The sequence below is a fragment of the Streptococcus suis genome, from assembly GCF_046032115.1.
Classification (GTDB): Bacteria; Bacillota; Bacilli; order Lactobacillales; family Streptococcaceae; genus Streptococcus; species Streptococcus suis_AJ.
The window spans coordinates 1-6,184 of record NZ_JARQOZ010000060.1 but is presented as its reverse complement, the minus strand read 5'-3'; the positions used below and the strand labels follow the sequence as shown (position 1 = coordinate 6,184).

Annotated in this window: 4 protein-coding genes and 2 pseudogenes; 4 read left to right on the top strand and 2 right to left on the bottom strand. The window is 41.9% G+C overall.

Annotated features, from left to right (window positions below; genetic code table 11):
- A pseudogene (locus P7J36_RS11285) lies at positions 1-188 on the top strand (hypothetical protein); the annotation flags it as partial.
- On the opposite strand, the gene P7J36_RS11280 reads toward P7J36_RS11285, so the two are convergent.
- Complete coding sequence (locus P7J36_RS11280; RefSeq protein ID WP_408552159.1) at positions 151-1,638, bottom strand: DUF1846 domain-containing protein; 1,488 nt, start codon at positions 1,636-1,638, stop codon at positions 151-153. The pseudogene P7J36_RS11285 and the gene P7J36_RS11280 overlap by 38 nt on opposite strands.
- Before the next feature lie 273 nt (positions 1,639-1,911).
- Between P7J36_RS11280 and P7J36_RS11275 the strand changes: the two genes are divergently transcribed.
- The 3 genes from P7J36_RS11275 to P7J36_RS11265 are packed head-to-tail and all read left to right on the top strand — an operon-like array spanning position 1,912 to position 5,538.
- The gene (locus P7J36_RS11275) at positions 1,912-3,180 is read left to right on the top strand and encodes an MFS transporter (RefSeq protein WP_408552160.1); all 1,269 of its coding nucleotides are present in this window, start codon (positions 1,912-1,914) and stop codon (positions 3,178-3,180) included.
- 34 nt (positions 3,181-3,214) lie between these two features.
- Positions 3,215-4,486 (top strand): MFS transporter, encoded by a 1,272-nt coding sequence (locus P7J36_RS11270; protein WP_408552161.1) that lies wholly within the window; start codon positions 3,215-3,217, stop codon positions 4,484-4,486.
- Between the two features lie 11 nt (positions 4,487-4,497).
- Positions 4,498-5,538, top strand: a complete 1,041-nt coding sequence (locus P7J36_RS11265) for an ArsR/SmtB family transcription factor (protein WP_408552162.1) — start codon at positions 4,498-4,500, stop codon at positions 5,536-5,538.
- Between the two features lie 226 nt (positions 5,539-5,764).
- Here P7J36_RS11265 and P7J36_RS11260 read toward each other — a convergent pair.
- A pseudogene (locus tag P7J36_RS11260) lies at positions 5,765-6,184 on the bottom strand (hypothetical protein); the annotation flags it as partial.

Sequence of the window (6,184 nt, the reverse complement as noted above, 5' to 3'; positions counted from 1 at the left end):
GAAACGAAGCCGAAGATAGAACTGGAGTTCATCAAGGCAAGTTGACAACGGATAATTTTGATTTTCGAAGAGTATTAGCTTTTCATCTACCCACTACAGTTGACAAAGAGCCAACAAGAGTAGACTTGCCTCGGCAAGTCTATTTTGTGCTTAGTTCTTCTGATAAAACTTATTGTGTTGGTAGATAGGGTCAAAGGTAAGATTGATACCTAATTTACGAAGAACACTCTTATCTTCGTCAGATAAAATGACTGTTGAATGAGCTTCGCTGCCATTTAATTGGCCCAATTCTTTCATGGCACGTGCGGCAAGAGGGCTGTCTTGTGCTGTGATGGCGAGGGCGTTAAGGATTTCACTTGCATCTAAACGAGTATTATTTTTATCCAAATAATCTGACTTCAATTCTTGGATTGGGCGGATGTAGTTTGGTTCGATAAGAAGTGTTTCATCATCGATGTTAGCGATTTGCTTGATAGCATTGAGAAGAACAGTTGCAGTTGGTTTGAGGAGGTCGGATGTTTTTCCTGTTACCATCTCTCCATTTGGCAACTGAATAGCTAGGGCAGGGCTAGCTGTCAGCTCTGCTTTTTCGCGGGCAGCGATAACGACCTTACGATCGGCTGGTGTCACACCGACTTCATTCATGAGGAGCTCAATCTTTTTAACTGCTTGCTCACCAACCCGCTCTGCCTTGAAATCAACCAATGTCTGGTAGTAGCGGCGGATAATTTCTTGCTTGGATGCTTCGATAGCCGCTTCCTCGTCCACGATGGAGTAGCCCACCATGTTGACACCCATGTCCGTAGGTGAAGCATACGGTGATTTGTTCAAAATACGTTCAAAGGTACGGTTGAGGACAGGGAAAACCTCGATGTCACGGTTGTAGTTGACCGCAGTTTTGCCGTAGGTTTGCAGTTGGAAAGGATCAATCATGTTGAGGTCGTCAAGGTCGGCAGTTGCTGCTTCATAGGCCAAGTTAACGGGATGGTGGAGTGGCAAGTTCCACACTGGGAAGGTTTCAAACTTAGCATAGCCTGATGTTACGCCATGCAGCTGGTCGTGGTAAAGTTGGGAGATACAAGTCGCTAATTTACCTGAACCAGGTCCAGGTGCGGTGACAACGACGAGATTGCGACTGGTTTCGATGTAGTCGTTTTTACCCATGCCTTCTGGTGAAATGATATGGTCAATATCAGAAGGATACCCTTTGATTGGGTAGTGGAGATAGGACTTGATACCATGTTTTTCCAACTGTTTGCGGAAGGCGTCTGCGGCTGGTTGGTTGCGGTATTGGGTAATGACCACAGAACCAACATAAATATCAATATCATTAAATGTATCAATCAAGCGGAAGACTTCTTGGTCGTAAGAAATACCTAGGTCGCCGCGTGCCTTAGAATGCTCGATGTTGCTGGCATTGATGGCGATGACAATTTCTACTTGGTCTTTTAACTCTTGGAGGAGCTTGATTTTGTTATCTGGTTCATAGCCAGGTAAAACACGGGCTGCGTGGAAATCTTCCAACATTTTTCCACCAAATTCCATATAAAGCTTGCCTTCAAATTGGGCAATTCGCTCTAAAATGTGATCACGTTGCAAATTCAAGTATTTAGTTGAATCAAATGCGATTTTTTTCATTATAAATATGTCCTCCAAATATGTATTATTCTCTGGGAAAACAAAAAATAGCTCCCTAAAACTAGGGAGCCTTTTCTCCGACCTCTCAAAAGAGGTGCCCGAACAATACTATAACAAACTGTGCTAATCTTGTCAAGAAAAAGTCAGATAGAATAAAAATTAAACAAGTGTTTAAAAAATATTTAATTTTTATAAAATTAAGTATTGACTTTATTAAAATAAAGTGTAAAATAATGTTAAACAAATGTTTAATTAAATTAAAAGGAGTTTCTTATGAAAAAACTAGTCAACAATAAATTGTTCCTGTCCAGCTTTGTGGCAGACTTGATTTCTAACTTTGGAGATACGCTTTACTATCTGGCTTTGATGAACTATGTTTTACTCTTGCCAGATACCAAGTTTGCCTTAGCTATGATTACCGTATCTGAAACCTTGCCGATTTTGGCAGGCCTCTTCATCGGAATCTGGGCAGATAAGACCAAAAACAAATTGGATACCATCCTAGCGACCCTACTGGTTCGTGTTGGTTTGTATACCTTGGTTGGTTTCCTCATGGGATTTACCCCAGCCCTGTGGGTTGTGGCAGTGGTCTGCGTCATCAACTTCCTGTCTGACCTTGCTGGTCAATACGAAAACGGTCTCTATATGCCAGTCAGCTTGCGGGTTGTGGCTGCTGAAGACCGTGAAACAGCTATGGCTTTTAAAATGACTGTTAAAAATCTCTTGCAGATCGCCTTTCAAGCCAGTGGTGCCATCCTGATCGGATTTATGTCTTATCAAAACCTAGCCTTCTTCAACGCTGGGACCTTCTTGTTCAGTCTTGCGATTATGGCAGGTTTGCGTCCAGCTTTTGCCAAGTTGTTGAAAGAGAGTCCTATCCAAGAAGTTGAACAAACCGAAACAGAAGCAGGACTTATCAAGGGAATTGGTCAGAGTATCAAAGATTCCTACCAAGCCGTGCAGAATATTCCAGTTCTCAAAGCGTCAATTATTACTATTGCAAGCTTGAATGCGATTTTTACTGCCCTCTCACCATTAGCAATTCTTAATATGAAGGAGTTTTCAGACTTTGTGATTGTCAATGCGGGGACAACGGTGGCTCTGATTTCCATTCTCTTCTCAGTTGGTAGTATCTTGGGGTCAAGTATCGGTATGGCTCTTTTCAAAAATGTTAGCTTGGTCAACCTCCTCAAGTTTTCTACTCTTATGCCTGTTTTACTTTTCTCAGGTTTCTTTCTTCACAATATTTATGTGGTGCTGGCAGTGATCTTCGTAACGGCAGTGACACTGGGAATTTTCAACCCGAAAATGAGTGCTCTGGTTATGAATGAACTGCCAGAGGATAAATTAGCGACAGTCGGTGGAGGGATTGATGCTTTCTGCCAGATTGGTATGGTAGCAGGTCAAGCCTTGGTCGCCCTTATGGTGACGGTGCTTTCTGCGACAAGTATTTCTCTCATCTTCCTCTTGCTTTCTGTGGGACTCTTGGGTTATAGCATTTTTACAGGAAAAAATACTGAAAAGATTGTAGCTAGTGCATAGATAGAAAAATTTGACTACTAGAAGGAAAATTACTTTGAAAAAGATACTCAACAATAAATTGTTCTTATCAAGCTACCTAGCAGATGTGATTTCCAACTTTGGCGATACGCTTTACTATCTGGCTTTGATGAACTATGTCTTGTTTTTACCAGATACCAAGTTTGCCTTGGCCATGATTACGGTTTCTGAAACTCTGCCAATCTTGTCGGGACTTTTTATGGGAATCTGGGCTGATCGGACAAAAAATAAATTGGATACCATTCTGGCTACCTTGGTCGTACGTGTCGGTCTGTATGCCCTTGTTGGCTTACTGATGGGATTTACACCAGCCCTGTGGATTGTAGCGGTAGTTTGTGTGGTCAATTTCCTATCTGACTTGGCTGGTCAGTATGAAAACGGGCTTTATATGCCACTTAGCCTGCGGGTCGTGGAGGCAGAAGACCGTGAAACAGCCATGGCTTTTAAGAATACCGTGGGCGGCATCTTGATGATTGTCTTTCGATCCAGCGGTGCCATTCTCATCGGCTTCATGTCTTACCAGAATCTTGCCTTTTTCAATGCTGGGACCTTCTTGGTCAGCCTTGCGATTATGGTAGGTCTGCGTCCAGCTTTTGCCAAGTTGTTGAAAGAAAATCCTATCCAAGAGGTTGAACAAACTGAAACAGAAGCAGGACTTGTCAAGGGAATTGGTCAGAGCCTTAAAGAATCTTATCAAGCCATTCAAAACATCCCTGTACTAAAAGCTTCTATTCTGACCATTTCGGGTATCAATACGGTTGTTAGTGCCGTATCTCCCATGGTTATCCTGTCTATGAAGGAATTTTCAGACTTCGTGATTGTCAATTCTGGTATAACTCTTGCCTTGGTATTCAATCTATTTTCTGTTGGTTACATCCTTGGCTCTAGTCTAGGTATGGCTTTCTTCAAACATATCAGCTTGTCCAATCTGCTCAAGTGTTGTACAGGTTTTTCGGTCATCCTGTTTGTTGGCTTCTACCTTCATAATATTTATATTGTGATGGCGACTATCTTAGTCACTACCATGACGACTGGCATTATCAATCCAAAATTGTATGCCCTGATAATGAATGAACTACCCGAAGATAAATTGGCGACTATCAATGCAGGAATGGGGACTATATTCAATATTGGGATGCTTGCAGGTCAAGCCTTGGTCGCCCTTATGGTAACAATCTTATCTGTTACAAGCATTTCCCTCATCTTCCTCTTGCTTTCTGTGGGACTAGTAAGCTATACTATTCTTGTGGGGAGTAGGCCTAAAAATGAAGTAGTTGTTAAAGCTTAGAAAGTATGCGTATGAAATTAGATTACCGAGATTATAGAAGCGAAATTGTCGAAAAATTCTTTATTCCTTTAATTGTTACGGAACGTGAGGAACCGATTGAGGCGGATTTTTCACAGAAAGAAAAAGACATTCTCAAAGATGCCTTGGACATTCGTGATGAGATGGAAGAAAAGTTGGCGGATTATCGTCAGGAGGTTAATGAGGTCTTTGTCTGGGGACATATCTTTACAATCCTGCACACCTTGTATTTCTACCTCTTGGATCAAGGACAGGATCCTAAGACAGTCAAGGAAGCTTGTCAATTGATTTTAAAGCTGTCTCAAGAAGAAGTAGAAGATGCCATGCGAACCATGTTGGCGTCTGAAAATGACGGACATCGTGAGAAGGGCCTCAGCCTCATGGAACTCTTGGAAAAAACGGATAAAAAGCCGGCAGATAAGTGGTACTGGTCACTGGCTATTCGCAATCCCTTGGAAACGGTTCAGCGGTCTGTCCATCTCTTGGATAAGATGCTTCCAATCTATCAGCCCTATTTTGAAGAGGCAAGAGCGGAGCGGGAAAAATTTGCTCGTGAATTTGACATTGAAAAACTCTATCAAGAGTCCAAGCGGTTATCCATGACTAGCTTGGATGCTTTGAGTGTTGAAAATGCTCAATTCTTCGTTCTCAGTCCGTGGAATTATTGGTTTGCTTATTATGGCAATGAACAATTTGACTATATGAAAGTCGCTCTTTTAGCTTCCTGTCGAATTGATCAGATTATGCTGTCAAATGACGAGCTGGATCTGGATGATTTGACAACGGCTCTTAAAGTCATCAGCGACAGCACGCGCTATCAGGTCTTGGTGGAGCTGACCAAGCCCCATGCTAAGAGCAAGGATATCGCAGAGCGACTGAATATTACAGGGGCTGCCGTATCCTTCCACACCCAAAAGCTGATTAACGGTGACCTGCTTCTTTTCAATACAAAAAATAGTGATGTCAAATACAGTGTCAATCGTGACCTGCTCCTACAGGTGATTGATAAGTTGAAAGAGGATTTTGATTTGTAAAAAAGCCTTGTAAGTTAAGTCTTACAAGGTTCTTTTGTGCTTATATTCTTCGAAAATCAAAATCAGACGTTGTTGACTTGATTTGATGAGTGAAAAGGTCCAGTGGATCTTTTCAGCCTGTTCCCTTGAAATATAATAAGGAACAGTGTTCTATCCGCATCTTACGGTCACGAACCAAGTTCGTCTAATTTCCGACCTCCAACAGTCTATTCCCAGACTGTTGGAGCTAGTCTGTTTTTGATTTTCTTTGAGTATTAATGATTAACCAGCTGAGCAGTTGGCAAGTGATGATGGTGATAAAGAAAACCAGCCAACCTTGCTGTATTTTGGTCAGGGAACTAGTTTCTAGGAAGAAAAAGCTGATTTCCACTGGGATAACATGGATAAAATAATAATAGCTGGCGTATTCTTTTAGAAATTGGAATTTTTTCTTGCGGAAGAGGTCTGTGGTTAGGGTCCAGGCGACTAGATAGGCTGTGAATGGAATCAGGCTAAACAGAAAGTTCTTGTCGTAGCCCTGATTGAGATAGATGATAGTGGCTTCAAAAGCTAAAAGGGCTGTGCAGACAAGGAGCCCACTGAAAAAGTCTCCAGTTACTCCGACTCTTATAAAAAATAGGAATTCTCCTAAATGATTGGGAGAATT